This is a genomic window from Nocardioides sp. Z21_20, assembly GCF_059766585.1.
The window spans coordinates 537,209-562,796 of sequence record NZ_JCBAJX010000002.1 but is presented as its reverse complement, the minus strand read 5'-3'; the positions used below and the strand labels follow the sequence as shown (position 1 = coordinate 562,796).

Genomic DNA, 25,588 nt, shown 5'->3' with positions numbered 1-25,588 from the left:
GGTTCCTCTTCTCATCGTGGTCTGTGGGTCAGGGGGCGGTGAGGCTGAGCCCGACGACGCCGGGCCAGAACGCGAAGAGCACGGTCACGGGCAGCACCAGGAAGACGACCGGCACCATCATCAGGACCTCCTTGCGGGCCGCCACCTCGATCAGCTCGCGCCGGCCTGCCTCACGCACGTCGGCGGCCTGGGCGTGCAGCACGTCGGCCAGTGGGGTGCCCCGCTCCACCGCGATCGCGATGCCCTCGGCGAAGCGGGCCACCAGCGGCAGCCCCGTCCGGGCGGCCAGCCGGTCGAAGGCCTCTCCGACCGGGGCACCGGTACGGATGGTGGCGAGCACCCGGCCGAGGTCGCGCGAGAGCTCGCCGCCACTGCGCTGGACCACCCGGTCCAGCGCGGCCACCGGGCTCTCCCCCGCTGCCACCGAGAGCGCCAGCAGCTCGGCCACCGTCGGGAACTCCGCCAGGATCCGCCGCTCGCGGGCCCTCACCTGGCCGGTGAGGTGGTAGTCGCGGGCGAGGACGCCGGTGGCGAACGCGGTCAAGCACAGGATGAGCGTGCCGAGGGAGCCGCTGGGGTCGCGCAGCGCCTCGAGCACGCCGTACGCCGCGACGAGGGCGAAGCCGACGAGGCCCCAGAGCACCTGCTCGACGCGGAACTCCTGGACGCTCTTGTCGATGCCGGCGCGCTCGAGTCGGCGTCGTACGGACGTGGCACCGCCCAGGATGCGCTCCACCCACTGCCCCGCCGAGCGGAGCACCGGGCCGAACACGCCGCTCGCCGCGGAGACCGGCGTCGAGCCCGGGAGCGTGAGCGTCGGGGTGCGCCCGACCTGCGGCAGGTCGCGCACGTAGGGCAACACCCGCAGCGCCAGCTGGGGCCGGCGGATGAAGGCGATGCGCTGCCCGATCAGGAGCAGCGCTCCCCCGACCACCGCGCCGAGCAGGGCGCCCCAGAGGGTCAGGCTCATGACAGGATCCGCCGCTCGGTGGGTAGCCGGCCCAGCCGCATCATCAGCCCGTAGGCCAGCACGCAGGCCCCCGCGCCGAAGACGAGCACGAGCACCCCGGCCGGGGAGGAGTAGCGCGAGATGGCCTCGGACTGGAAGCAGAGCAGCAGCAGGACCAGCCAGGGCGCCGCCACGGCCAGCCGGGCCCCGTTCACCGTCCACGCCTGGCGGGACTCCATCTCCGAGCGGGTCCGCGCCTCGTCACGCAGATAGCCCGAGAGGTTGCGCAGCAGGCGCCCGAGCTCGCCGCCGCCCACCTCGCGGGCCACCCGCAGCCCCTCGACCACGCGGTCACCGACCGGGTCCGCGAGCCGGTCCTTGAGCTTGTCGAGCGACGCCCCGAAGCGGCCGGTGACCTGGTAGTCCAGCGCGAACTGCTCGAAGGCGTCGCGCAGCGGCTCCGGCCCCCTGACGCCCAGCGCTGCCAGCGCGTCGGGCAGCGAGAGCCCCGCCCGGACCCCGGAGGCGAGGTTGTCGACCGCCTCGGGCCAGACCTCCGCGAACTCCTGCTGGCGCCGCCGCGCCCGTCCCGCCACGACGGCCACCGGGAGGTAGCCCGCGATCGCGGCGAAGGTGAGCGCCACCGGCGGGGTCGCGGAGACGAGCTGGATGACCACTGCCGTGACCAATGCGAGGACCAGGCACAGCACCAGCAGGCTTGAGGCACTGACTTGTCCCAGCCCCGCCCGGGCGAGCAGCTGGGTGAGCCACCCGGGTCGGGGAGCGACGCGACGCGGCTGGCGGGGCCAGAAGAACGCCGACCACACCATCGCCAGCCCGACCCCGACGCCGAGCCCCAGCAGCGCTCCCATCAGGCGCCCTCGTTCAGGACGCGGTGGACGTCGATGCCGACCCGCTCGAAGCGCTCCAGGTGCGGCGGCATGCCCGCACCGCGGCGCAGTTCGCCGCCCTGCCGGGTGAAGAGGACCTCGCTCTCGATGATGTCGTTCTCGACTCGTCCCGGCACGCCCACGATCTCGTTGACCCGGCGCACGCCGCGAGGGTCGAGCCCCAGGTGGACGACCAGGTCCACCGAGCTGGCCACCGTGGGCACGACGAACCGCGACGAGATGTTCTCCCCGGCGAGCAGCGGCAGCGTGCACATCTTGACCAGCGCCTCGCGGGCGCTGTTGGCGTGGAGCGTGCACATCCCCGGCAGGCCCGAGTTGAGGGCGAGGAGCAGATCGAGGCACTCCTCGGCACGCACCTCACCGACGATGATCCGGCTCGGCCGCATCCGCAGGCTCTCCTTGACCAGGTCGCGCAGCCGGATCTCGCCGGTGCCCTCCAGCCCCGACTGCCGGGTCTGCAGCGGGACCCAGTCCGGGTGCGGGAAGCGCAGCTCGAAGACCTCTTCGGTGGAGATGACCCGCTCCCCGCCTGGGATCGAGGCGGCCAGGCAGTTGAGCATCGTGGTCTTGCCGGTCTGCGTGCCGCCGGCGACGAGGACGTTGAGGCCGGCGCGCACGGAGGCCTCGAGGAACACCGCGGCGCGGGGGCTCAGGCTGCCGAGGTCGACGAGGTCGTGCAGCCGGGCCGCCTTGAGCACGAACTTGCGGATGTTGACGGCCGAGAAGCCGCGACTGATCCCCTCGAGCACCACGTGGAGGCGGTGTCCCTCGGGGAGCATGGCGTCCACGAACGGCTGGCTGATGTCGATGCGCCGCCCGCTGGACTTGAGCATCCGCTCCACCAGCTCGCGCACCTGCGCCGTGGTCAGCACCAGGTTGGTCAGCTCATGGCGCCCGTTGCGGGCCACGAACACCTGACTCGGGTCGTTGATCCAGACCTCTTCCACGCTCGGGTCGTCGAGGAACGCCTGGAGCGGGCCGAACCCGGAGACCCGGGCCAGCAGCTCCCCCACCAGCACCGCCGGGTCCGCGACCGGCGCCACCGCACCGGTCAGGCTGCGCTCGTCGTGCTCACGGACCACGGCCTCCGCGATGCGGCGTACCACGCCGGCATCACGCTGGGGGTCGATGTTCTCGCGGCGCACGATCTCGCGCACCCGCTCATCGAGGAGCTCCACCAGGGCGGCGTGACCCGACGCGCCGTGCCCGTGTGCCGTGGTCAACGTCATCCGCACCGTCCCCCGTAAGGCTCCCCCCAAAGAGTTCTACCGCCGATCACACCCACGAGGAAGGGTCACTTCACGCACCTGTGGACAACAAATACTTGTGGGGCGGATGAGAAGCAGGCACCTGGGTCGAGCTGCGCACGCCGATCGCCCGCGGACGGTTCTGACTCAGGCGCGGGTGGTCTCGCGGAGCGCGAACCACAGGGCGACGTGCTCAGGGCGCGTGCCAGCTCTGACGTAGGGCGCGCCGGCTGCGATGCCCGGCACCGTGTAGTGCCAGGCCAGGTCGTTCCACGGCGCCGCCAGCACGTTCGACCTCACGAGCGTGCCGGCATCACACGTCAGGCTCGTCAGCCCGGGGAAGGCTCGGTTCGCCAGCCGCATCCCAGGCAGCACGAAGCCCGGGTCGCCATTGATCTCCTGGCGAGCCCAGCGCACGAACAACCCAAGCGGGCCGCCAGGCTCGTTGCGCACGGTCGCGACATGGCGGCCGTTCAGCTCGACGGGCACTCCATGTCTGAACGGCACGGGCAGGTGAGGGCGGGGCTCGTGTCGCGGGGTGCGGTCGGTGAGGTTCAGCACGATGGTGGCGTCGCCGGCTGTGGCCTCGACGGAGTGGACCCTGACTGTGACGCTGACCGGGCCCCAGCGCTTGCGCGCGAAACCGGCCCACTCGTACCGGACGGCCTCACTCATCCCTCTGCCGGGCCGTGACGCTCTAGCCACACGCTCCATGCATCCCCAGGCCCTCGCGCTCCGCTAGCTCAGCCCACCGCGTGTAGCGCGCTCGATCGGTGAACTGGTACCCCGGAAGCACTGCCCATCCGGATGCCACCTGGGTGCCGCCGATGGTGTAGTTGCCGCGCTTCGTGACGACGTGCGCAAGTTGAATGCCTTGCTTGTCCCGACGCGGTGCCCGCCGGTCCAACTTCACCTTCACGACGCGCCCAGGCTTGATCCAGGACTGCAGGTCGCGCTTGGCGCCGATCCTCACGCACGAGTTCCCCTGAACCAGCGCGCCGACGAGGCGGACCTTGTATGCGGGCCTCGCGCCCTGCCGCAGTTTCAGCAGATCACCCTGGAGCACCTTGACGACCTTGATCGACGCCGGCTTTGTCGGCTGCTGGGTCGAGTTCCCACCACCCCCGCCGCCGGGAGTCGGGTCGCTCCCGTAGTAGTACGGCGCTCCCTGCGACTCGCACACGATTCCGTCCCCGTCGCCGTCGAGCCTGTGGGGATCAGCTGCCGGACTGTGGTTGAGGAAGAAGAGCTGAGCAGCCTTCTGCGAGGGGAAATCACCGCAGTCCATGTCCGCCGCGGATGCAGGTGGGTTGGAGCGTGAACGCAGCCGCCACCATCCCTAGAACAAGCCCGATCCGCCGCACGAGAACCTTCTCCTTAGTAGCCGTAGATGTGAGCGTCACTTCACCAGCCCGGAGAGTTCGGCGTGGCGTTACGGCAATATCCGAACGCCGCCAAGAACCACCACATGCCCGGCACTGACGCCGACCCCAACGCTTGCCGGTGGCCCGCAGACAGCGGCAGAATCCGGCCAGGAGCTCGCCAGCAGCCACCAGGGAGACCGCCATGGCCGCGACCACCTTCGAGACACCCCTTCGCTCGACCACCCGGGTGGGCGCACTGATGTGGCTGGTCCAGCCGCTGTACGTCTCGTGCGAGCTCGTGGCGGCCGCGGTCGCCACAGCGCCGTACAGCCTGCTCGACAACACGATCAGCGACCTGGGCGCGACCTCGTGCTCGCCGTCGCGGTCACTCGTCACGGTCCTCAGCGCGGCGCTTGCCCAGGACAACGTCGAACCCAGCGGGGTCCTCAGCTAACGGAACCACCGCCGCCGCTTGCTCGCAGGCACCGGCGCCTCCACCGGACCACTCGCCGCGGCGCCCGCCGGGTCGATCACCACGAACCGCGCCTCCTCGAGCCGCTCGTCGTAGCGCAACCCGCCCATCCGCTCGAGCAGCAGGAAGAGGTTGTCCTCGTCGAGGCTCTCGAGGCCCTCCTCCGCAGGATGCGGATCACCCTCGTTGAGCACCTCTTCGTACTCCGACCAGGCCCACCGGCGCTCGATGCCCGGCCCGGCCACCCGCCAGTCGTAGGTGTCGGTGACCGAGCCGAAGAGCCCGGAGTAGACCGTCCCCAGCGTGGCGAGCTCGTCGACGCGGTCGACGAGCTCGAAGCCGCCACTGGCCAGGACGAGGCGACCGTCCTGCGCCCAGCCCGCGAGGCCCTGGTTGTCGCTCGTCGTCGCCTCCTCCCAGGCGAGGGTCGAGTCGATGACGCGCCAGCCGATACGGGCGAGGTCCTCGAGCGTGGCTCCCTCGACGACGGCGATCGTGCAGTTCCATCCCATGCGGCGCGTCTACCCCGATCCACGACTGCCCACACGCGCTCAGCGGATCACCCCGCACGCGGCGCGCGTGCCCGCGTCACCGGTGGCCAGGGTGCTGGCGTCCGGCCCCGGGGTCCCCGCGGAGGAGTAGCGCTCCGGGATGTTGGCGAAGTTGTCGCGGCCCTCGTGCACCATCACCGCGGAGCCGTCGGCGTCGCGCAGCTCCGCCAGGGTGAACCGGTCCGTGGCGAACTGCGCGTATGCCTGCCCCGACTCGGTCACCAGCAGCGAGGGCAGGTCCCCGGCGTGGTCGCCGTGGGTCGTCTCCCCGCCGGTGTAGTGCCCGCCCGCGGTGGTGAACGGCCCGGCGGGGGCGTCCGCCTCACACAGACCGGTGGTGTGGACGTGGAAGCCGTGGAAGCCCGGCGACAGCAACCGGAACCGTCCCTGGACCACCACCACGTCGCCGCGCTGTTGCAGCGAGACCCGCCCGACGCGCTGACCGTCCACGTCACGCAGCACGACCTGCTCCGTCCTGCTGTGATGTGGTCTCGTGTGCTGATGGCTCGGTGCGACGGCGCCGGCGGCTCTGCCGCCGTTGTCCGCCGCGCCGCCGACGCCGTTCGTCGTCACGATGACGGCCGCGGTGAGCAGGGCGGCTCCACCTGCCATCGCGGCTGCTCGTGCCTGGGTCCGTGCCAACATGTCGTCACCCTCTCGTCCGGGCGAGGGTGCATGCCCTCGCGGAGGCGGCTCTGCTCTAGTCGGACCATCGACGTTCCTCCGCGGCCGCCGAGCCTGTCAAGGGACGGGGCAGGGGCGCTCAGTCGTGCCCGGCCTGACCCTCCACGGTCTCCTCGAGCACGGTGGAGAAGTCGTGGTGCTCGGGCTCGCGCACCGCGATCATCACCGCCGCGGCCACCACGGCACACAGCCCCGCAGCCACCACGAGGCCGACGTGCATGCCGCTGACGAAGGCGTCGTTGATCGCCGGCAGGCCGTCGAAGACCACGCCCGCGGCGCCCGCCTCCTGCGCGTCCGCGGGCAGCCCCGCGGCCTTGACCGCGGGGGTGACCTTCGCGGCCACGATGGCCGAGAGCACGGCGGTGCCGATCGCGCCGCCGACCTGGATGCAGGTGGTCTGGAAGCCGCCGGCCACGCCGGCCAGGTGCACCGGCGCCCCGCCGACGAGCAGGTCCGCGGCCGAGGGGATCGCGAAGCCGGAGCCGAACGCGATCACCACGAACGGCACCGCCATCCACCAGTACGACGTGGTCGCGTCGACCTGGGTGAGCACGAGCAGGCCGACCGCCATCAGCGCCAGACCGAGCGCGGCCACCTTGCGGGGACCGATCTTGGTGGTCAGGAACGCGCCGAGCGGGGCCGACGGGATCGAGAAGGCGCTCATCGGCAGCATCAGCAGGCCGGCCTTGGTGGTGGAGTGGCCCATCGTGTTGAGCAGGAACAGCGTGATCAGGAAGGTGACGCCGAGGATCGCGAAGAAGTTCGCGACGAACACCAGCCCACCGACGCTGACCCCCGCGGAGCGGAACAGGCTCAGCGGCAGCAGCGGGAACTCGACGCGGCTCTCGACGCGCAGGAAGATCGCGAACAGCACCAGCGCCGCCACGAACGTGGCGATGATCTCGACCGAGGCCCAGCCCCAGGCCTGCGCCTGGACGACGCCGAACACCACAGCGAAGAGCGAGAGCCCGAGCAGCACCACGCCGGCCCAGTCGAGGCGGCCCTCGACGACCTTGGGCGTCTCCTTGATGACGATCGCGCCGAAGATGATCGCGACGACCGCGATCGGGGCGTTGATGTAGAAGACCCACTCCCAGCCGAAGTGCTCCACGATGACTCCGCTGACCAGCGGCCCGCCGGCGATGGCGACCGAGGAGATCCCGCCCCAGATGCCGACCGCCATGCCGAACATCTCGCGCGAGAACGTCGCGCGCAGCAGGGAGATGGTCTGCGGCATCAGCATCGCCGCGCTCAGGCCCTGCAGGGCGCGGAAGACCAGGACGCCCTCGACGCTGCCGACCAGGCCGATGGCGATGCTGGCCACGCCGAAGAGCCCGACCCCGAGCAGGTAGAGCCGCTTGCGGCCGAGCCGGTCGCCGATCTTGCCGCCGGGGATCAGGAAGACGGCGAGGGCGAGGAGGTAGGAGTTGATGATCCACTGGAGCTCGCCGAACGAGGCTCCGAGGTCGGCCTGGATGGCCGGGTTGGCGATGTGCACCACGGTCGAGTCGAGACCGACCATGAAGAGGCCGAAGCAGACCGCGATCAGGGTCAGGCCGGGCTTGCCACGGGACGGGAGGGCCGCGCTTTCTGGATCGAGCTGGGGGGCGGCGTTGGTCACGCGTCTCCTCTTTCTGCACAGGGTGATCACTGAGTTATGATTCCATAATCATAACAGCCGATAGGGTGGGCTCGTGCCCCCGAGAAGCGCCCCCACCAGCGCCCAGCTGGCCGACCTCGCCGACGTCGTCCTCGAACTCGCCCACCAGCTCGACCTGCGCCACCCGGACCTGCGCGACGTGGTCCCGCTGACCGGCACCGAGATCGCCGTGATCCGCCAGATCCACCGCGCTCCCCGCTCCACCCCCAGCGAGATCGCCGAGGTCACCGGCCTGCGCCGCAGCAACGTGAGCACGGCCGTGCGCGCCCTGGAGGCGGGCGGGCTGGTCGTCCGCGAGCACGTCGCGGGCAACGCCCGGTCGGTGGCGCTGGTGCCGACCCCGCTGGCCGCGGACAGCGTGGCGCGGATCAGCGCCTACTGGGCCGCCCTGCTCGAGGACGTGCCCGAGGACCTGCTGGCGGACGGCGTCGCCGCGGCGCCGGTCCTCGCCGGTATCGCCGCGGCGATCGCCCGCCGCTCCGCCTGAGCCCCCTGGACCCCGCACCGCGCGTGGTCACTGCGATCCAGGCGTCGGAACCTCGCACCTGAGCGACGCTGCGCCCTTAGGGTGCAGGGGAAAGCGAGGCGGGCGTGAGGATTCTGGTAGCCGAGGACGACGAGGTCTCGAGGCTGGTCCTGCACACCCACCTGGTCACCGAGGGCCACGAGGTGCTGCTCGCCGAGGACGGCCAGCAGGCCTGGCAGCTCTTCCAGGACGCCTCGGGCATCGACGTGGTGATCAGCGACTGGATGATGCCCGAGATGGACGGCCTCGAGCTGTGCCGCCGGGTGCGCGACTGCGGCGACCCGGCCTACCCCTACTTCATCTTCCTCACCGGCCTCAGCGACTCCCACCTGGTCCAGGGGCTCGACGCCGGCGCCGACGACTACATGACCAAGCCCCTCGACGCCCGGCAGCTGCAGGCGCGGCTGCGCAGCGCGGACCGGGTCACCTCCGCGCACCGCCGGCTCAGCGAGCAGAACGTCGACCTGGAGCGGCTCACCGCGCAGCTGCGCGAGCAGTCGCGCACCGACCCGCTCACCGCGCTGGGCAACCGGCTGAGGCTGAGCGAGGACCTCGAGGTGCTGACCAGCCGGATCCGCCGCTACGGGGACGGGTGCAGCGTGGTGCTCTGCGACATCGACAGGTTCAAGAGCTACAACGACCACTACGGCCACCAGGCCGGGGACCAGGTGCTGCAGCGCGTCGCGGCGACGATCACCGCGCAGTGCCGCGTGGGTGACGCCTCCTACCGCTACGGCGGCGAGGAGTTCCTCGTCGTCCTGCCCACCCGGGACCGCGCCGGCGCCGCGGCCCTGGCCGAGCGGCTGCGCCGGGCGATCGAAGCGCTGGCCATCGGCCACGAGCTGAACTCGCCGTGGGGCGTGGTCACCACCAGCGTCGGGGTGGCCGACACCGGTGACGGTGGGCCGGCCGAGAGCGCCGTGGAGGAGATGCTGCGCGCGGCCGACCAGGCGCTGTATCGGGCCAAGGAGGCCGGCCGCAACCGGGTCGAGTACGCCTAGAGCCGGCCGACCAGCTGCGGGGCGGTGGTGCGCAGCCGGCCCTGCTGCCACAGCGCGTGCACGACGAGGGCCGCGACGACCGTGCCGATCGTGCCGAGGGTGAGGTCGCCCAGGGTGTCGGCGTAGGCCCCGGCCCGTTCGGAGGACTTGCTGATGAACGCGAAGTACTCGGCGATCTCCCAGGCCAGCGCAGCCGTGACGCCGAACGCCAGCGCCCGCTCGATGGTGGCGGCCAGCGTCGCGCTGTGGTGCAGGGTGAGCATCAGCACGGCGGCGGCGAGCAGACCGGTGTTCATGAAGTGCATCCAGTCGTCGAACCACCACACGGCGTCGTAGAGGTCGAGCCGGTTGCCGAGGGTGTCGGTGAAGCAGGTGAGCGTCACCAGCAGGTCCGCGAGCCAGGGGAACGACGCCCGCTCGCGCCAGCGCACGTACCAGATCACCGGCACCGTGAAGGCCAGCAGCGAGTAGCCGATCGTGCGCAGGCCCGCGGCCTTGCCCTCCACGTTGCCGAGCTCGGGGTTCAGCGTCGCGAGGACCAGCAGCAGCAGGAGGATCGCCTTCGCGCCCACGTCCAGGTGCTGGATCGCGCTGGGGACGGGGTGACGGACAGCGGGCGGGACGTCATACACCGGCCCCACCCTACGGGTGTGCTCCTCCTCCATTGGCGGCCGCCGGGCAGATGGGACGCTCATACGCCGGTCCCCACCAGGTCGACGAGGTCCGCCACCGAGTCGAAGACCCGGGTCGGGGCGTAGGGGAACGTGCTGATCTGATCGGGGCGGGTGGAGCCGGTGGTCACCAGGACCGTGCGCAGCCCGGCCTCTAGACCGCTGATGATGTCGGTGTCCATCCGGTCGCCGATCATCACCGTGGTCTCCGAGTGCGCCTCGAGCCGGTTCAGCGCGCTGCGCATCATCAGCGGGTTCGGCTTGCCGATGAAGTAGGGCCGCCGGCCGGTGGCGGTGCTGATCAGCGCGGCGACCGAGCCGGTCGCCGGCACCGGCCCGTTCTGGCTGGGACCGCTCGGGTCGGGGTTCGTGGCGATGAACCGCGCGCCGGCGGCGATCAGCCGGATCGCCCGCGTGATCGCCTCGAAGGAGTACGTCCGGGTCTCCCCCAGCACCACGTAGTCGGGGTTGCGGTCGGTCATCACGTAGCCCACGTCGTGCAGCGCGGTGGTCAGGCCCGCCTCCCCCACGACGTACGCCGAACCGTGCGGACGCTGGTCGGCGAGGAACTGCGCGGTCGCCAGCGCGGAGGTCCAGATCGCCTGCTCGGGGACGTCGATGCCGCTGCCGAGCAGACGCGCGCGCAGGTCGCGCGGGGTGTAGATCGAGTTGTTGGTGAGGACCAGGAAGCGCAGGCCCGATGCCTTGAGGGCCTCGATGAACTCCTGCGCACCGGGGATCGGGACGTCCTCGTGCACCAGCACACCGTCCATGTCGGTGAGCCAGGTCTGCACTGGTCGAGGTGACGTCATACTTCTATTTTGAACCGTCTGCGCCGGGGAGAGAACAGGCTCAGACTGTGGCACTCGTCTCCAGCCGGAACCCGACCCCACGCACGGTGACGACCTTCTCCGCCACCCCCGCCTCGGCCAGCTTCTGGCGCAGCCGGCCCACGGTGACGTCGAGCGTCTTCGTCGAGCCGTACCAGTTCAGGTCCCAGACCTCGTCCATCAGCCGCTGGCGCGACACCACCGCGTCGCGGGTCCCGTCCAGCAGCGCCAGGACGTCGAACTCCTTGGTGGTGAGCTGGATCTCCCGGCCCCCGGAGAACACCCGGCGGGCGGCCACGTCGATGCGCAGCTGGCCCGGGTCGGTCACCGGCACCGGCTCCGCCCGGCGGGGGGCGCTGCGCCGCAGCAGGGCGCGCACCCGCGCCTGGAGCTCGGCCACGCTGAACGGCTTGGCCAGGTAGTCGTCGGCGCCGTAGTCCAGGCCGACCACCCGGTCCAGCTCCTCGGCGCGCGCGGTGACGATCATGATCCCGCCCTCGAAGCCGGCGTCGCGGGCGCGCTGGCAGACCTCGAGGCCGTCCATGTCGGGCAGCCCGAGGTCGAGGATCGCGACGTCGACGCGCTGGGTGGCCAGGTGGCTCAGCGCACCGGCACCGTCCTGGGTCCAGGACACCACGTAGCCCTCGCGCTCGAGCATCCGGACCAACGGCATCGCGATGTCGTCGGAGTCCTCGATGACGAGTACGTGCGGGTCCACGCTGGGAAGCATAGGTGGCTTGGCGGCAGGTGGACGCCATTCCCACGGCCCCGTTCCCGGACCGGTCGGCTCAGGCGAACAGGTCGCCGTGCTCGGCCACCCGCTCGAGGACCTCCTCGAAGCGGAACTGGTCCAGGCCGAGCGGGTCCTGCGCACCGGCCTCCACCTCCGCCCAGGTCACCGGTGTGGCCACCGTGGGCAGCTCGCGCCCGCGCAGCGAGTACGGCGAGATCGTGGTCTTCGAGCCGGTGTTCTGCGACCAGTCCAGGAAGACCTTGCCGGGCCGCTTGGCCTTGGTCATCGTCGCGGTGACCAGCTGGGGGTGCTGCGCCTGCAGCCCCTCGGCGACCTCCTTGGCGAGCGCGCTGGTGGCCTCCGAGCTGCGCCGGCGCCCCGGCAGGTCGGCGTACAGGTGCAGACCCTTGCTGCCGCTGGTCACCGGCCGGCACTCCAGCCCGCGCTCGGCGAGCTCCTCGCGCACCCGCAGCGCCACCTGGCAGCACTCGTGCAGGCCGGCGGGCTCCCCGGGGTCGAGGTCGATGACCAGGCGGTCGGGGTTGCGCGGGCGCCCGTTGCGTCCCACCGTCCACTGGTGCACGTGCAGCTCGAGGGCGGCCAGGTTGACCAGCCAGGTGAGCGTGGCCAGGTCGTCGACGATCGGGAACACGATCTCCTCGGCGCCGCGCGACGAGCCGGAGGCGGCGGCGCGCGACCCGGTGGTCGGCACCCGCACCGTGCGCACCCAGCCGGGCGTGCCGGCCGGGGCGTTCTTCTCGAAGAAGCTGCCGTCCTGCACCCCGTGCGGCCAGCGGATCCGGGTCACCGCCCGGTCGGCCAGGTGCGGCAGCAGCACCGGCGCGATCTGGGCGTAGTAGTGCAGCACCTCCCCCTTGGTGGTGCCGGTGCGCGGGTAGAGCACCTTGTCGAGGTTGCTGATCTTCAGCCGGCGCCCGTCGACCTCGACGTGGACGTCGCTCATCGCAGGTCCTCCGGCGCGAGGTCGGGGCGGGTGCCGCGGTACGACGGCTGGCGCAGCCGGCCCTGCCCGCCGAGCCCGAGGGCCTCCACGTCGACCACCAGCACGGGCTCCACCCAGGTGGTGCCGAGCGCGTCGACCTTCGGGATCGGGTCGGCGAACGGGCTGGTAGCCCGGGTCAGCGGAGACAGCTGCTCCAGCAGCACCGGGCCGGTGCGGCCGGTGATCCCGCTGCCCACCCGGCCGCGGAAGAGCAGTCCCTCGGCGGTCGGCTCCCCCACCAGCACTGCCCCGATCCGCGAGTCGGAGCCGGTCTCGACGCGCCAGCCGCCCACGACGTACGACGCGCGCCGGCGGTGCGGGAACTTCAGCCACGCCTTGCTCCGGGCGCCGGGCTCGTAGCGCGAGGACAGCCGCTTGCTGACCACTCCCTCCAAGCCCTGCTCCTCGGTGGCCCGCATCAGCATCTCCCCGTCGTCGTACCACGGCGGCACCTGCCAGGTCGCCGAGCCGAGGCCGAGCCCCTCGAGCAGCTCGCGACGCTCGCTGAGCGGGCGCCGGGTGAGGTCCTCGCCGTCGAGGGACAGCACGTCGAAGACGATGAACGTGACGGGGTTGGTGCTCGCCAGCGCCGCGGCGCGCCGGGCGCTGCGCACGTGCATCCGCTCCCCGAGGGCGGCGAAGGTCGGCACGCCGTCGGCGAAGGCGACGACCTCGCCGTCGAGCAGCGCGGCGCGGCCGGCGAGCCCGGCGGGCGGCTCGGCCAGCTCGGGGAAGGACACCGTGACGTCGTTCTCGTTGCGGCTGGTCAGCCGGACCGGGCGCTCCCCGGCCGGGTCCAGGTGGGCCAGCACCCGCATCCCGTCCCACTTGACCTCGTGCACCCACTGCTCGCCGGTGGGGACGTGGGAGCCGCGGGTGGCGAGCATCGGGCGCATGGACCGCATTGTCACCCACGGTGCGCAGGCTTGGGGGCAGCGCCCACGGGGTAGAGAGGGCAATACTGGTCCGGACTGGTCTGGACTCCCCCGAGTTTCGAGTGCAAGGAAGGTTCGAGCGATGCGTGCGATCTGGAAGGGCGCGGTCTCCTTCGGCCTGGTCAGCGTGCCGGTGAAGCTGTACGCCGCCACCGAGTCCCACGACGTGTCGTTCCGGCAGGTCCACGCCAAGGACGGCGGCCGGATCCGCTACCAGCGGGTCTGCTCGGTCGACGGCGAGGAGGTCGCCTACGCCGACATCGCCAAGGGCTACGAGACCGAGGACGGCGAGATGGTCATCCTCAGCGACGAGGACATGGCCGAGCTGCCGTCGACCTCGAGCCGCGAGATCTCGGTGGAGAAGTTCGTGCCGACCGAGCAGATCGACCCGCTGCTGCTGGAGAAGTCCTACTACCTCGAGCCGGAGAAGGCCGGCGCCAAGGCCTATGCGCTGCTGCGCCAGGCGCTCAAGGACGCCGACCGGATGGCGGTGGTGACCGTCGCGCTGCGCCAGCGGACCACGGTCGCGGTGCTGCGGGTGCGCGACGACGTGATCGTGCTGCAGACGATGATGTGGCCCGACGAGGTCCGCACGCCCGACTTCAGCATCGACACCGGCGAGGTGAAGGACTCCGAGGTCAAGATGGCGCACATGCTGGTCGAGACCCTGGCCGGCGACTTTGACGCCAGCGAGTTCGAGGACGACTACGCCGAGGCGGTCGAGGCGCTGGTCAAGACGAAGATCGAGGGCGGCGAGGTCAAGCGGACCGAGACCTCCACGAAGTCCTCCGGCGAGGTGGTCGACCTGCTCGCCGCCCTGCAGCGCTCGGTGGACGCCGCGAAGACCGCGCGCGGCGAGAAGCCGGCCGCCGAGGAGAAGGAGGAGGCCGAGGAGAAGGCCCCGGCCAAGAAGGCGCCCGCGAAGCGGGCACCGGCGAAGAAGAGCACCGCCAAGAAGAGCGCCGCGAAGAAGACGCCGGCGAAGAAGGCGCCCGCCAAGAAGGCCAGCTGACGACGGGCCGGGTCGTGGTCGCCGACCCGGCCGGCGCGACCAGTCGATCCCTGAGTGAGCAGCGTCAGTCGCTCTCCCAGCGGAACAGCCGCGCGGCGAGCAGCGTGACGACGACCGCGAAGCCGGCCAGCACGGCCATCGGCACCCCGAGCGCGGCCCAGCCCTCGTCGCGGACCATCACGTCGAGCATCCCGTCGTTGAGGTGGCGCAGCGGCATCAGCCGGCTGATCGCCTGAAGCCAGTCGGGAGTCCCGTCGAGGGAGAAGAACGACCCGGACAGGAAGGCCATCGGCAGCACCAGGAAGTTGGCCATGTTGACCGCGCCCTCGGTGGTCTTGGCCACCGCGCCGGCCAGCAGCCCGACCGCCATGAAGCACAGCGTGCCGACCACGACCAGCGGGATCACCAGCGGCCAGGAGCCGGTGAGCTGCAGGCCGAAGGCCAGCACGCCCAGCCCCAGGAAGATCGCCGTCTGCACCAGCGCGATGCCGATGGTGACCGCGATCCGGGCCCCGACCACGGTGCGCGTGGAGACCGGGGCGAGCTGGAGCCGGCGCAGCAGCTTGCTCTGCCGCCAGCCCTGCAGGGTGGCCGCGGCGCCGAAGCTGGCGCTCATCGCGATCGCCCAGCCGAGCAGCCCGGGGGTCACGAACTGGATGGTCTCCAGGGAGTCGTCCTCGACCCGCTCGGTGCGCAGCGTGTACGCCGGGGGTCGCCCCGACGCGGCGACGTTGGCGCCGTCCACGAAGGCCTGCAGGGTGCCGCGGGTGATCGCGGCGCCCGTCTGGTCGGTCTCGGTGTAGTGCGCGACCAGGTCGCCGTCCACCATCTCCAGGGCCACGTCGGCGTCGCCGGTGCGGACCTCCTCGATCGCCGCCTCGGCGTCGTCGGCCCGGCTCACCTCGAAGGTCCTGTCGAACGACGCGCGGGTCCTCTCGTCGAACCCGTCCAGCAGCGGCACGTCGCCGACCTGGATCAGGTCGATGCGCGACTGGCCGGGGTTGGCCAGCACGCCCCCGAACAGCACCAGGAACATCAGCGGGAAGACGATCGCGAAGAACACCGAGCCCCGGTCGCGGAAGAACCCCTTGGTGATAGCGGCGGACAGGCTGGTGAACGCGCGGAGGCTCACGCGCGGTACTCCCGTCCGGTGAGGTCGAGGAAGACGTCCTCGAGCGTGCCGGAGGTGACCCGGACGCCGGCCAGCCGCCCGGTCCCGGCGAGTGTGCTCAGCACCATCGCCGGCTCGCGCGTGGTGAGCACGACCCCGTCCGGATCGTCGCTGACCGCGCTGACCGCGGGCAGGGCGGCGGCCTCCTCGGCCGAGAGCTGGCCGGGGGCCACCGTGATCCGGGTGGGGGCGTCGAGGGCGCGCACCAGCGCGGCGGGCGAGTCCAGGCGCAGCAGCCGCCCGTGGTCCATCACCGCGACCCGGTCGCAGAGCACCTCGGCCTCGTCCATGTAGTGCGTGGTCAGCACCACGGTGCGCCCGGAGTCGTTGAGCCCCGAGAGCAGATCCCACAGGTTGCGCCGCGCCTGCGGGTCCAGGGCCGCGGTGGGCTCGTCGAGGAAGACCAGCTCGGGGTCGTGGACCAGGGCGCAGGCGATCGACAGCCGCTGGGCCTGGCCACCGGACAGGTCCTCCACGCGGGCGTCGGCCTTGTCACCGAGCCCGACCCGCTCGAGCCACTGGTCCGCGGCAGCGGCGGGCACGTCGTAGAGCGCGGCGAAGGTGCGGATCTGCTCGCGCGCGCTCAGCCGCTCGAAGAACGACGACGCCTGGAGCTGGACGCCGATGCGCGGGAGCAGGGCGGGGTCGCGTGGCCAGGGGCTCCGCCCCAGCACGCGGATCTCGCCCGCGTCGGGACGACGCAGGCCCTCGATCATCTCCAGGGCCGTGGTCTTGCCCGCACCGTTGGGCCCGAGGATCCCGAAGAACTCCCCCGCGCCCACGGTGAAGGTGACGTCGTCGACGGCACGGGTGGTGCCGTAGACCTTGGTCAGGCCGCTCACCTCGATCGCCGCGGTGCCGGCCGCAGGGCTCACAGCGGCCACCGCTGCGCCCAGGGCCGGGCCCGCTCCAGCTGCGCGCTGAGGCTGAACAGCGTGGCCTCGTCGTCGGTGCGCCCGACCAGCTGCACGGCGGTGGGCATCCCGTCCGGCGCCATCCCCGCGGGCACCGACGCGGCGGGGTTGCCCGCGACGTTCCACAGCGCGGCGTAGGCGATCGAGGGCATCGCCCGCAGCGCGGCGCGCACCGTGCCGACCCCGTCCAGCACCCCGACCGGGCGCGGCCGGTGCGCGGTGGTCGGGGTGAGCAGCACGTCGACGCGCCCGAAGACCCGGTTGGCGCGCCGCGAGATGCGCTCGGTCTCGCCCAGCGCCCGGTTCAGCACCGCCGGGCGCACCCAGCTGCCGAGCCGGCAGGTCTGCCGGGTGCGCCGCTCGAGCCGCTCGAAGTGCTCCACCTCGTCGGCCTCGGCCCGGATGCCGGCGAAGAACTGCGGCACGAACGCCGCGGTCGGGTCCGGGTAGCCCGGGTCGATCCGCGAGACGTCGTGGCCCAGCTCGCTCAGCAGCGCCGCGGTCTCCTCGACCGCCCGCACGTGCACCGGGTCCGGGCGCACCCCGCGGGTCACCGGCTGCACCGACCAGCCGATCCGCAGCCGACCGGGGTCGCGGTCCGCCGCCGCGGCGAAGGAGGGCGCCGCGCCGGCGCGGTAGAGGTCGCTGCCCAGGCTGCCGCTCAGCACGTCGTAGAGCAGCGCGGAGTCCCCGACGCTGCGGGTCAGCGGGCCGATGGTGCCCAGCGCCCACCACAGGTGACGCATCGGCGCCGCGGAGACCCGGCCCCGCTGCGGCTTGAGACCGAAGAGGCCGCACGACGCGCTGGGGATGCGGATCGAGCCGCCCCCGTCTCCGCCGATCGCCGCCGCGACCATGCCGGTGGCCACCGCCACCGCCGAGCCGCCACTGGAGCCGCCGGGCGTGCGGGTCGGATCCCAGGGGTTGCGGGTGATGCCCTGGGCCACCGACTCGGTGAACGGCCAGGCCCCGAACTCGGGCATCGTGGTCTTGCCGACGATGACGGCGCCGGCCGCACGCAGCCGGCGCACCACCTCGGAGTCCCCGGCGGCGGCGGTGCTGTTGCCGCGCCCGCCGTACGTCGTGACGCAGCCGGCGACGTCGGTCTCCTCCTTGACCGCGATCGGCACGCCGTGCAGCGGGCCGGGCTCGGCGCCGGCCGCCAGCGCGGCGTCGCGGTCATCGGCCTCGGCGCGCGCGGCCTCGGCCAGCACCACGCTGAACGCGTTGAGCCGTGAGTCGAGCGCGGTGATGCGCGCCAGCGAGGCCTCCACCAGCTCGCGCGCGGAGACCTCCGCGTCGCGGACACTGCGCGCCTGCTCGGCTACCCCGGCACAGGGCGCGGTGGGCGATGACGGCGGGGACGACGGCAGCGACATGGCCGCAGCCTAGTCAGCAGCGGGCCCCGGAGGAGCCGAAAGCAGCGGGTCGGGGGTGCCGGCCTGGGCCACCTCGTGCGCCATCGCCTGCAGGAACGCCACCACCGCGTCGCGCGCCTCGAGCGGGACAGCCTCGGCGATCACCCGCATCCGCTCGTGCATCGCGCCCAGCCGCTCACGCACCTCGGCGCGCGCGTGCGGGGTGGAGGTGACCACCACCGAGCGGCGGTCGCTGGGGTGCGCCGAGCGCGCCAGGTGCCCCGAGGCGGTCAGCCGATCCAGCAGCTTGGTGGTGGAGGCGGTGGAGATGCCCAGGTAGGCCGCGAGTGCGCGCGGGGTCGTCCAGTCGGCGTCGCGCTCGGAGTCGATCACGTGGCGCAGCGCCTGCAGGTCGGTGAGGTTCATCCGCATCTCGGCGCTCAGCCGGCGGCGCATCTCCTGGTCGGCGCGGGTGAAGTCGCGCAGCGCGGTCAGCAGCTCGCGCACGCCCGGGTCGTAGGACGCGGTCATCCGCGCCTCGTCGTCACTCACCTTGATATCTTACTTTACGTATTACTAGATTATCTAGTAATATCGGCGGGACCACGATGGAGCCCCACGATGGAGCGAGGTATCCCATGACGAGCCCGTCCGCGGCACAGGCCCCGGCCGACGAGGTGGTCCTCCTCGACGAGGACGGCCGGCCCCTCGGCGCCGCCGCGCGCGCCGAGGTGCACACCCGCGACACCCCGCTGCACCTGGCGTTCTCCTGCTACCTCTTCGACGACGCCGGCCGGCTCCTGCTCACCCGCCGCGCGCTCGGCAAGCGCGCCTGGCCGGGGGTGTGGACCAACTCCTTCTGCGGCCACCCGCGCCCGGGCGAGGACAGCGTCGAGGCGCTGCGCCGCTACGCCGCGCACGAGCTCGGCGTCGAGGTCACCGACGTGGTCAGCCTGGTCCCCGACTTCCGCTACCGCGCGGTGGACGCCTCGGGCATCGTCGAGAACGAGGTCTGCCCGGTCTACGCCGCCCGCAGCACCGACGCCCCGCGGCCGCACCCCGACGAGGTGATGGACCTGCGCTGGGTGAGCATCGACGAGCTGCGCGCCGCCGCGGCGGCCGCCCCGTGGGCGCTGAGCCCGTGGCTGCTCGAGCAGCTGCCGCGCATCGAGGGAGCCGGGTGGCCGAGCGCGGAGGGCTCGAGATGACACCCGCCGGGCCGGACGTGCAGGCGGCCCTCGACGACGTGCTGGCCGCCGGAGCCGCCCGCGGTGCCGCCCTGGGCGAGGACCACGCCGCCCTGTGGCAGGCCCTCGGCGACGCCACCGCCGGCGGCAAGAGGTTCCGGCCGGCGCTCCTGAGCGCCGTCTACGACCGGCTCACCGAGACCGGCTCCCCCGCGCCCGCCCCACCGGCCGCGGTGGCCGAGGTCGGCGCGGCACTCGAGCTGCTGCACACCGCGTTCGTGATCCACGACGACGTCCTCGACGGCGACGACGTCCGCCGGGGCCGGCCCAGCGCGCCCGGCCGGTTCCTGGCCGCCGCCCACGCCCGCGGCGCCGACACCCGGGCCGCCCGCGGGTACGCCGTGGCCGGGGCGGTGCTCACCGGTGACCTGGCCCTGGCCGCCGCCCTGCGGACGGTGGCCACCTGCTCGGCTCCCCCGGCGGTGATCGCGCGCCTGCTCGACCTGTTCGACCACGCCCTGCACGTCTCGGCGGTCGGCGAGCTCGCCGACGTGCGGATGAGCCTGGAGCTGCCGGCCACGGCGGTGCCCGGCTCCGAGCCCTCGCTGGGCGAGGTGCTCACGATGGAGGAGCACAAGACGGCCGTCTACTCCTTCCAGCTGCCGATGCAGGCCGGCGCGGTGCTCGCCGGGGCCGCGCCGGACACCGTCGCGGCGCTCGGCCAGGTGGGCCGCCAGCTCGGCGTGGCCTTCCAGCTCCTCGACGACCTGCTCGGCGTCTTCGGCGAGGAGTCGCGCACCGGCAAGAGCGCCCTGGGCGACCTGCGCGAGGGCAAGCGCACGCCGCTGATCGTGCACGCCCGGACCACGCCCACCTGGGCGCAAGTGCAGCCGCACCTCGGCGACCCGGACCTGGACGAGCACCAGGCCGCCGCCGTACGACGCGCGCTGGAGGCGGGCGGGTCGCGCGCCTTCATCGAGCAGCTGGCCCAGGGCTACCTCGACGCCGCCGCCGCCCAGGCGGCCGAGCTGGGCGTCGCCGACCTGACCAGCTGGGTCGGCGCTCTGTCCGACGAGCTGGTCAAGGGGGCAGCATGAGCGTCATGGGTCTTCGCGAGCGTGCGTCCGGGGGCGCGACCCGCGCCGGCCGCGCGACCGCGCCCGCCCACCTCACCTACGACGCCGCCGCGGACGCCTCCGCCGCGCTGGTGATCCGGATCTACTCCACCTCCTTCGGCCTGGCCTCACGGCTGCTCGCCGAGCCGGTGCGCACCCACGTGCGCAACGTCTACGCGCTGGTCCGCGTCGCCGACGAGATCGTGGACGCGCCCCGCCCCGGCGGCAGCGCCGAGCAGCAGGCCCGGCTGCTCGACGCCCTCGAGCGCGAGACCCTGCAGGCCATGTGCAGCGGCCACAGCGCCAACCTCGTGGTCCACGCGTTCGCCCGCACCGCCCAGCGCTGCGGGATCGAGCCCGGCCTGGTCACGCCTTTCTTCGAGGCGATGCGCACCGACCTGGTCACCGACCGCCACGACCCGGAGAGCTTCGCGCGCTACGTCTACGGCTCCGCGGAGGTGGTCGGGCTGATGTGCCTGAGGGTCTTCGTCACCGACCCGGCCGCGAGCGTCTCCTACGCCGACCTGGCCCCCGGCGCGCAGCGCCTCGGCGCGGCGTTCCAGAAGGTCAACTTCCTGCGCGACCTGGCCGAGGACCACGACGCGCTCGGCAGACGCTACTTCCCCGGCCTGGACCCGGCCCGGCTCACCGACGCCCAGCGCGACGCGCTGCTCGACGACATCGACGCCGACCTCGCGCAGGCCGCCCGGGTGATCCCGCAGCTGCCCGACAGCAGCCGTCGCGCGGTGGGCGCCGCGCACGCGCTCTTCGCCGAGCTCTCCCACCGGATGCGCCGGCTGCCGGCCACCCGGATCCGCTCCGAGCGGGTCCGGGTGCCCAACCCGGTCAAGGCGCGGGTGGTCGCCGCGTCGCTGCTGCGAGGCGCCCGGTGAGCCCGCCGCCGGCCCGCACCGCGGTGGTCGTCGGCGCCGGCATCTCCGGGCTGGCCACCGCCGCGCTGCTGGCCCGCGACGGCTGGTCGGTCGACCTGCTCGAGCAGCGCGACGAGGTCGGCGGCCGGGCCGGGTCCTGGGAGCACGGCGGGTACCGCTTCGACACCGGCCCCTCCTGGTACCTGATGCCGGAGGTGTTCGACCACTTCTTCGCGCTGATGGGCACCTCCGCGGCCGAGCAGCTCGACCTGGTCCGCCTCGACCCGGGCTACCAGGTCCGCTTCGAGTCCGGCGGGGAGCCGGTGCTGATCGGCGCCACCGCGGAGGCCAACGTCGCGCTCTTCGAGTCCCTCGAGCCCGGCGCCGGGCAGCGCCTGCGCGACTACCTGACCTCGGCGCGCGAGGCCTACGAGATGGCGGTGCGCCGCTTCCTCTACACCAGCTTCGAGTCGCCCACCTCGCTGCTGCACCCCGACATCCTGCGCCGCGGGCCGCGCCTGGCCCGCCTGCTCACCCGCTCCCTGCAGGCCCACGTCGCGTCGTACGTCGAGGACCCGCGGCTGCGCCAGATCCTCGGCTACCCGGCCGTGTTCCTCGGCTCCTCCCCCGACCGGACGCCGAGCCTGTACCACCTGATGAGCTGGATGGACCTCGCCGACGGCGTGCACTACCCCCAGGGCGGGTTCAGCCGGCTCATCGACGCGATCGCCGGGCTGGCCCGCGCGCACGGCGTGCGGATCCACACCTCAGCGGAGGTCACCGCGATCACCACCCGGCCCGGGCGGCGCCGCGCGCGCGTCACCGGCGTGGTGCACACCGGCGCGGACGGCGTCGAGCACCGGCTGCCCGCCGACGTGGTCGTCGCCGCCGCCGACCTGCACCACGTCGAGACCCGGCTGCTGCCGCGGGCCCTGCAGACCTACCCGCAGTCGTGGTGGGACCGGCGCGACCCGGGCCCGGGCGCGGTGCTCGCCTACCTCGGGGTCCGCGGCGAGCTGCCCGAGCTCGAGCATCACTCGCTGTTCTTCACCACGGACTGGGCGCGCAACTTCGCCGACATCTTCGGCTCGCCGTCGCGGGTGCCCGACCCCGCCTCGACCTACGTGTGCCGCCCCTCGGCCACCGACCCGAGCGTGGCGCCACCCGGCAGCGAGAACCTGTTCGTGCTGGTGCCGGTGCCCGCCGACGTCACCCTGGGCCGCGGCGGGGTGGACGGGGCGGGCGACCCCGCGGTGGAGAAGGTCGCCGACGCGGCGATCGCGCAGGTGGCCGACTGGGCGGGGATCCCCGACCTGGCCCAGCGCATCGAGGTGCGCCGCACGCTCGGTCCCGGCGACTTCGCCGCCGACCTCAACGCCTGGTCCGGCGGCGCGCTGGGCCCCGGCCACGTGCTGCGCCAGAGCGCGTTCCTGCGCGCCGGCAACGTCTCCAAGCGCGTCGACGGCCTCTACTACGCCGGCTCCAGCACCATCCCCGGCATCGGCCTGCCGATGTGCCTGATCAGCGCCGAGCTCGTCCTCAAGCGGCTGCGCGGGGACCGCTCGACCGGCCCGGCGGCCCCGGCGGGAGCCCGGCGATGACCGAGTGGCTCTACCTGCTCGCGATCGTGGGGGCGACCTTCTGCATGGGGCTGATCGACCGGCGCTGGCGGCTCTTCCTGTTCGCCCGGCCCGGGCCGGCCCTGCTGGTGCTCGGCGCGGGCACCGTCGCGTTCCTGCTCTGGGACCTGCTGGCGATCGGCCTGGAGATCTACCGTCGCGGGGAGTCCGCGGCGATGACCGGCCTCGAGCTGGCCCCCGAGCTGCCCCTGGAGGAGCTCTTCTTCATCGTCTTCCTGTGCTACCACACGATGGTCGTGCACACCGGCGCCCTGCGCCTGCTCACCGCCCGCAGCCGGCCTCGGGCCGGCGTCCATCGGGCGGTGCAGCCCCGATGACCTACCTCGCGCTCTCCGCGCTCTTCGTGGCCGCCAGCCTGCTCGTCCTGCTCGCCGCGGCGCTGCGCTGCCGACCGGGGCGCGCCTGGTGGGCGGCGATGGGCGCCACCGCCGTCGTGCTGCTGGTGCTCACCGGCGTCTTCGACAACCTGATGATCGGCCTGGACCTGTTCCGCTACTCCGACGCGCAGATCTCGGGCCTGCACGTCGGGCTGGCGCCGATCGAGGACTTCGCCTGGCCGGTCGCGGTGGTCGCCGGGCTGCCGGCGCTGTGGCTGCTGCTCGGCGGGAGCCGGCGATGAGCGCGGACCTCACCGAGCGCAGCCCGGCCCGGCTGCTGGGCCAGGTCGTCGGCGCCTCCCGCCCACTGAGCTGGGTCAACACCGCCTACCCCTTCGCCGCGGCGTACCTGCTGGCCGGCGGGCTCGACGGGGGCGGGCCCGACCTGGCGCTGGTGCTCGGCACGATCTGGTTCCTGGTCCCCTACAACCTGCTGATGTACGGCGTGAACGACGTCTTCGACTACGAGTCCGACCTGCGCAACCCCCGCAAGGGCGGCGTGGAGGGCGTGGTCCTCGACCGCCGGGTGCACCGGCTGACGCTGTGGCTGGCCGCCGGGCTCAACCTCCCGTTCCTCCTCGTGCTGGTCGCGATCGGCTCGGTGGGCGCGAACCTGGTGCTCGCGCTCAGCGTCTTCGCGGTGATCGCCTACTCGGCCCCGGTGCTGCGCTTCAAGGAGCGCCCGTTCCTCGACTCGCTGACCTCCAGCACCCACTTCGTCAGCCCCGCGGTCTACGGGCTGGCGCTGGCCGGGGCGCCGCTGAGCTGGACCGCGTTCGCGGCGCTGGCCGGCTTCTTCGGGTGGGGGATGGCCTCGCACGCCTTCGGCGCGGTGCAGGACATCGAGGCCGATCGCGGCGCCGGCATCGCCTCGATCGCCACGGTGCTCGGCGCGGCCCGGACCGTGCGGCTGGCCGCCGCGGCGTACCTCGCGGCGGCGGCGCTGCTGCTGAGCACCGGCTGGCCGTGGCTGCTCAGCGCGGTGCTGGCGCTGCCCTACCTGGCCAACGTGGCGCCGTACCTGGGCCTGGCCGACGACGACTGTGAGCGGGCCAACGCCGGCTGGCGGCGGTTCCTGTGGCTCAACTACCTGAGCGGGTTCCTGCTCACCCAGCTCTTTCTCTTCGCCGCCCTGCTCGACTGATACTCCTCGACGCAGCCGCCCGCTCCAGGCGTCGCTGCCAGCGGACCCACGGCGGGGCGACGGCCCAGTTGGCGGCCAGCGTGCGGCGCGCGCGCTCCAGCCGGCGCCGGCGCTGGACGCGTCCGACCAGCGAGCGCCCGGAGACGCCGACCCGCAGCCGCGCGTCGAAGCGGATCCGCCGCGTGGGCCCCAGCACGAAGGCCAGGTCCATGTCGTCGTGGACCTCGGGGTCGTCGCGGTGCACGTCGGAGCGCACCTGCTCCCAGGTCGCCCGGCGCAGCGCCATGCTGGAGCCCCACATCGGGGTGTGGCCCAGCGCCAGGTGGGTGAACAGGTAGTAGGAGCCGAGGTAGCCGAGCTCGAGCAGCCAGCGCCACGCGGGCGCGACGTCGTGGAAGAACCCGGTGCCGGTGACCGCGTCGAGGCCGGGGTCGCGCGCCATCGTGTCGGCGATCCGCCGCACCCAGTCCGGGCCGGGCAGCGAGTCGGCGTCGCAGCGCGCGATCACGTCACCGCGGGCGGCGTCGTAGCCGGTGGCGGCGGCCGGCGGGATGCCGCGCACCGGCTCGCGCACCACCCGCGCGCCGTACGCCGCGGCGACGGCGGCGCTGTCGTCGCTGGAAGCGTTGTCCACCACCACGATCTCCAGCGGCGCGACCCGCTGGCGGGCCAGCGCGGCCAGGCAGTGCGCCAGGGCCTCGGCGTCGTCACGGACCGGGATCACCACCGACACGCTGGGCCGGCTCATCGCCGCGCCACCCACAGCGCGCCCACGGCCCCGAGCGCGCCGGCCCCCAGGTCACCGAGGGTGTCGCGGACCCCCACCTGGATCCGGTCGTCGAGGGTCAGGTGTCCCCACCACTCCCCCGCCTCCCAGAGCACCGCGAGGACCAGCGCGAGGCCGACGGCCAGGAACGCCGAGCCGGGCTCACCGCCGAGGCCCGCGCGCGGGCCCACCCGCACCAGCAGCAGGTGCACCATCAGCGCCACCAGCCCGGTCGCCACCGCGTGCACGACGAGGTCGAGGCCGGGCACGCTGCGGTAGAGGTCGAGCACCGCCGCCCACCCGGCCAGCAGCAGCGCGGCGACGTAGGACAGGTCCAGCGGCCACGGGGCGCCGAGCGCCCGCGGCACCATCGCCCCGCCGAGGACCAGGAAGAACAGCGCGGCGGGCACCGCGCCGTACTCCAGAGCCGCCACCACGACGCTGAGCGCGGTCGCCCCCCGCAGCAGGTCGCAGGCGAGGAGCGGGCGGTTCACG

30 protein-coding genes are annotated in these 25,588 nt (G+C 73.0%); 11 read left to right on the top strand and 19 right to left on the bottom strand.

Annotated elements, in window-relative coordinates; genetic code table 11:
* Positions 1 to 28 precede the first annotated feature (28 nt).
* The 5 genes from AC6EH9_RS06400 to AC6EH9_RS06380 form a co-directional block, all read right to left on the bottom strand.
* Positions 29 to 970 (bottom strand): type II secretion system F family protein, encoded by a 942-nt coding sequence (locus AC6EH9_RS06400; protein ID WP_498421662.1) that lies wholly within the window; start codon positions 968 to 970, stop codon positions 29 to 31.
* Complete coding sequence (locus AC6EH9_RS06395; protein WP_498421661.1) at positions 967 to 1,821, bottom strand: type II secretion system F family protein; 855 nt, start codon at positions 1,819 to 1,821, stop codon at positions 967 to 969. Before AC6EH9_RS06395 ends, AC6EH9_RS06400 begins: the two co-directional genes overlap by 4 nt.
* The gene (locus AC6EH9_RS06390) at positions 1,821 to 3,089 is read right to left on the bottom strand and encodes a TadA family conjugal transfer-associated ATPase (RefSeq protein WP_498421660.1); all 1,269 of its coding nucleotides are present in this window, start codon (positions 3,087 to 3,089) and stop codon (positions 1,821 to 1,823) included. The genes AC6EH9_RS06395 and AC6EH9_RS06390 overlap by 1 nt, the downstream gene beginning before the upstream one ends.
* Before the next feature lie 165 nt (positions 3,090 to 3,254).
* Positions 3,255 to 3,782: a hypothetical protein gene (locus AC6EH9_RS06385; protein WP_498421659.1), complete on the bottom strand. Its 528-nt coding sequence runs from the start codon at positions 3,780 to 3,782 to the stop codon at positions 3,255 to 3,257.
* A 22-nt stretch (positions 3,783 to 3,804) separates the two neighbouring features.
* Positions 3,805 to 4,395 (bottom strand): excalibur calcium-binding domain-containing protein, encoded by a 591-nt coding sequence (locus tag AC6EH9_RS06380; protein ID WP_498421658.1) that lies wholly within the window; start codon positions 4,393 to 4,395, stop codon positions 3,805 to 3,807.
* A gap of 278 nt (positions 4,396 to 4,673) precedes the next feature.
* Here AC6EH9_RS06380 and AC6EH9_RS06375 point away from each other — a divergent pair, with 278 nt between their 5' ends.
* A complete protein-coding gene (locus tag AC6EH9_RS06375) occupies positions 4,674 to 4,925 on the top strand; it encodes a hypothetical protein (protein WP_498421657.1) in 252 nt (83 codons plus the stop codon).
* Here the strand turns inward: AC6EH9_RS06375 and AC6EH9_RS06370 are convergent.
* The 3 genes from AC6EH9_RS06370 to AC6EH9_RS06360 all read right to left on the bottom strand — a co-directional run bounded on the left by AC6EH9_RS06370 (position 4,922) and on the right by AC6EH9_RS06360 (position 7,799).
* Entirely contained in the window at positions 4,922 to 5,455 is a 534-nt protein-coding gene (locus AC6EH9_RS06370; protein WP_498421656.1) for a hypothetical protein, read from the bottom strand. The two genes, AC6EH9_RS06375 and AC6EH9_RS06370, sit on opposite strands and share 4 nt — an antisense overlap.
* Positions 5,456 to 5,494: 39 nt before the next feature.
* Entirely contained in the window at positions 5,495 to 6,139 is a 645-nt protein-coding gene (locus AC6EH9_RS06365; protein ID WP_498421655.1) for a superoxide dismutase family protein, read from the bottom strand.
* A gap of 118 nt (positions 6,140 to 6,257) precedes the next feature.
* On the bottom strand, positions 6,258 to 7,799 hold the full coding sequence (locus AC6EH9_RS06360) for an MFS transporter (protein ID WP_498421654.1): 1,542 nt from the start codon (positions 7,797 to 7,799) through the stop codon (positions 6,258 to 6,260).
* A 73-nt stretch (positions 7,800 to 7,872) separates the two neighbouring features.
* Between AC6EH9_RS06360 and AC6EH9_RS06355 the strand changes: the two genes are divergently transcribed.
* Together AC6EH9_RS06355 and AC6EH9_RS06350 are read left to right on the top strand one after the other, a co-directional pair.
* A complete protein-coding gene (locus AC6EH9_RS06355; protein WP_498421653.1) occupies positions 7,873 to 8,325 on the top strand; it encodes a MarR family winged helix-turn-helix transcriptional regulator in 453 nt (150 codons plus the stop codon).
* Between the two features lie 104 nt (positions 8,326 to 8,429).
* A complete protein-coding gene (locus AC6EH9_RS06350; protein ID WP_498421652.1) occupies positions 8,430 to 9,365 on the top strand; it encodes a GGDEF domain-containing response regulator in 936 nt (311 codons plus the stop codon).
* Here the strand turns inward: AC6EH9_RS06350 and AC6EH9_RS06345 are convergent.
* From AC6EH9_RS06345 to ligD (AC6EH9_RS06325), 5 genes are all read right to left on the bottom strand, one after another.
* Entirely contained in the window at positions 9,362 to 9,997 is a 636-nt protein-coding gene (locus tag AC6EH9_RS06345; RefSeq protein WP_498421651.1) for a DUF2238 domain-containing protein, read from the bottom strand. The genes AC6EH9_RS06350 and AC6EH9_RS06345 overlap by 4 nt on opposite strands.
* 59 nt (positions 9,998 to 10,056) lie before the next feature.
* On the bottom strand, positions 10,057 to 10,848 hold the full coding sequence (locus AC6EH9_RS06340; protein WP_498421650.1) for an HAD-IIA family hydrolase: 792 nt from the start codon (positions 10,846 to 10,848) through the stop codon (positions 10,057 to 10,059).
* A 40-nt stretch (positions 10,849 to 10,888) separates the two neighbouring features.
* Entirely contained in the window at positions 10,889 to 11,584 is a 696-nt protein-coding gene (locus tag AC6EH9_RS06335) for a response regulator transcription factor (RefSeq protein ID WP_498421649.1), read from the bottom strand.
* Positions 11,585 to 11,654: 70 nt separating this feature from the next.
* Positions 11,655 to 12,563, bottom strand: a complete 909-nt coding sequence (gene ligD / locus AC6EH9_RS06330; RefSeq protein WP_498421648.1) for a non-homologous end-joining DNA ligase — start codon at positions 12,561 to 12,563, stop codon at positions 11,655 to 11,657.
* Entirely contained in the window at positions 12,560 to 13,498 is a 939-nt protein-coding gene (ligD, locus tag AC6EH9_RS06325; RefSeq protein WP_498421647.1) for a non-homologous end-joining DNA ligase, read from the bottom strand. The genes ligD (AC6EH9_RS06330) and ligD (AC6EH9_RS06325) overlap by 4 nt, the downstream gene beginning before the upstream one ends.
* A gap of 121 nt (positions 13,499 to 13,619) precedes the next feature.
* Between ligD (AC6EH9_RS06325) and ku the strand changes: the two genes are divergently transcribed.
* A complete protein-coding gene (gene ku / locus AC6EH9_RS06320; RefSeq protein WP_498421646.1) occupies positions 13,620 to 14,549 on the top strand; it encodes a non-homologous end joining protein Ku in 930 nt (309 codons plus the stop codon).
* Between the two features lie 64 nt (positions 14,550 to 14,613).
* On the opposite strand, the gene AC6EH9_RS06315 is transcribed toward ku, so the two are convergent.
* The 4 genes from AC6EH9_RS06315 to AC6EH9_RS06300 are packed head-to-tail and all read right to left on the bottom strand — an operon-like array spanning position 14,614 to position 18,544.
* Complete coding sequence (locus AC6EH9_RS06315; protein WP_498421645.1) at positions 14,614 to 15,681, bottom strand: ABC transporter permease; 1,068 nt, start codon at positions 15,679 to 15,681, stop codon at positions 14,614 to 14,616.
* Positions 15,678 to 16,595: an ABC transporter ATP-binding protein gene (locus tag AC6EH9_RS06310; RefSeq protein ID WP_498421644.1), complete on the bottom strand. Its 918-nt coding sequence runs from the start codon at positions 16,593 to 16,595 to the stop codon at positions 15,678 to 15,680. Before AC6EH9_RS06310 ends, AC6EH9_RS06315 begins: the two co-directional genes overlap by 4 nt.
* On the bottom strand, positions 16,592 to 18,013 hold the full coding sequence (locus AC6EH9_RS06305) for an amidase (protein ID WP_498421643.1): 1,422 nt from the start codon (positions 18,011 to 18,013) through the stop codon (positions 16,592 to 16,594). Before AC6EH9_RS06305 ends, AC6EH9_RS06310 begins: the two co-directional genes overlap by 4 nt.
* Positions 18,014 to 18,022: 9 nt before the next feature.
* Entirely contained in the window at positions 18,023 to 18,544 is a 522-nt protein-coding gene (locus AC6EH9_RS06300; protein WP_498421642.1) for a MarR family winged helix-turn-helix transcriptional regulator, read from the bottom strand.
* Positions 18,545 to 18,630: 86 nt separating this feature from the next.
* Here AC6EH9_RS06300 and idi point away from each other — a divergent pair, with 86 nt between their 5' ends.
* The 7 genes from idi to AC6EH9_RS06265 are packed head-to-tail and all read left to right on the top strand — an operon-like array spanning position 18,631 to position 24,327.
* Complete coding sequence (gene idi, locus AC6EH9_RS06295) at positions 18,631 to 19,200, top strand: isopentenyl-diphosphate Delta-isomerase (protein ID WP_498421641.1); 570 nt, start codon at positions 18,631 to 18,633, stop codon at positions 19,198 to 19,200.
* Positions 19,173 to 20,276 (top strand): polyprenyl synthetase family protein, encoded by a 1,104-nt coding sequence (locus tag AC6EH9_RS06290; RefSeq protein WP_498421640.1) that lies wholly within the window; start codon positions 19,173 to 19,175, stop codon positions 20,274 to 20,276. The genes idi and AC6EH9_RS06290 overlap by 28 nt, the downstream gene beginning before the upstream one ends.
* Positions 20,273 to 21,187, top strand: coding sequence for a phytoene/squalene synthase family protein (locus tag AC6EH9_RS06285; protein ID WP_498421639.1), 915 nt, complete (start codon positions 20,273 to 20,275; stop codon positions 21,185 to 21,187). The genes AC6EH9_RS06290 and AC6EH9_RS06285 overlap by 4 nt, the downstream gene beginning before the upstream one ends.
* Positions 21,184 to 22,767, top strand: coding sequence for a phytoene desaturase family protein (gene crtI / locus AC6EH9_RS06280; RefSeq protein WP_498421638.1), 1,584 nt, complete (start codon positions 21,184 to 21,186; stop codon positions 22,765 to 22,767). Before AC6EH9_RS06285 ends, crtI begins: the two co-directional genes overlap by 4 nt.
* Positions 22,764 to 23,123, top strand: coding sequence for a lycopene cyclase domain-containing protein (locus AC6EH9_RS06275; RefSeq protein WP_498421637.1), 360 nt, complete (start codon positions 22,764 to 22,766; stop codon positions 23,121 to 23,123). Before crtI ends, AC6EH9_RS06275 begins: the two co-directional genes overlap by 4 nt.
* Positions 23,120 to 23,425 (top strand): lycopene cyclase domain-containing protein, encoded by a 306-nt coding sequence (locus AC6EH9_RS06270; RefSeq protein WP_498421636.1) that lies wholly within the window; start codon positions 23,120 to 23,122, stop codon positions 23,423 to 23,425. Before AC6EH9_RS06275 ends, AC6EH9_RS06270 begins: the two co-directional genes overlap by 4 nt.
* Positions 23,422 to 24,327: a prenyltransferase gene (locus tag AC6EH9_RS06265; RefSeq protein ID WP_498421635.1), complete on the top strand. Its 906-nt coding sequence runs from the start codon at positions 23,422 to 23,424 to the stop codon at positions 24,325 to 24,327. The genes AC6EH9_RS06270 and AC6EH9_RS06265 overlap by 4 nt, the downstream gene beginning before the upstream one ends.
* Here AC6EH9_RS06265 and AC6EH9_RS06260 read toward each other — a convergent pair.
* Together AC6EH9_RS06260 and AC6EH9_RS06255 are read right to left on the bottom strand one after the other, a co-directional pair.
* On the bottom strand, positions 24,290 to 25,075 hold the full coding sequence (locus AC6EH9_RS06260) for a glycosyltransferase family 2 protein (RefSeq protein WP_498421634.1): 786 nt from the start codon (positions 25,073 to 25,075) through the stop codon (positions 24,290 to 24,292). The two genes, AC6EH9_RS06265 and AC6EH9_RS06260, sit on opposite strands and share 38 nt — an antisense overlap.
* On the bottom strand, positions 25,072 to 25,587 hold the full coding sequence (locus tag AC6EH9_RS06255; RefSeq protein WP_498421633.1) for a DUF2238 domain-containing protein: 516 nt from the start codon (positions 25,585 to 25,587) through the stop codon (positions 25,072 to 25,074). The genes AC6EH9_RS06260 and AC6EH9_RS06255 overlap by 4 nt, the downstream gene beginning before the upstream one ends.
* Between the last annotated feature and the right edge of the window lies 1 nt (position 25,588).